Source organism: Pedobacter sp. 01N416 (assembly GCF_056399685.1).
In genome coordinates, this window is the sequence record NZ_JBFTRT010001161.1 from 1 (window position 1) to 357 (window position 357).

The following is a 357-nucleotide window of genomic DNA, read 5'->3' on the forward strand; positions in this document are numbered from 1 at the left end:
CCGTTGGACAGGAAATTATGCTTTCTATTCCAGAGCTGAAGCTCGAAAAGAAATACAAAACAGATAGCGAAGGTAAAATTGTAGATGAGTTTATCTGGAACAATTTAAGTTTATGGTCGCCAGAAACACCAAAATTATATGCGGTAAATATTAAAACCGATAAAGAAAATATCAACGATAAAATTGGTTTCAGAACCATTCAGGTTGATGGCGATAGTATCTTGTTAAACGGTAAATCTGTTTTTTTAAGAGGAATCTCACTACATGACGAAAACCCGCTTTTAGCTGGTCGTTTACGCTCAGAAGGCGATATGCGTATGATGTTGCAATGGGCAAAAGAAATGAACTGTAACTACG

1 pseudogene is annotated in these 357 nt (G+C 36.4%); it reads left to right on the forward strand.

The window, feature by feature from the left end:
- A pseudogene (locus AC1DND_RS29710) lies at positions 1 to 357 on the forward strand (beta-glucuronidase); the annotation flags it as partial.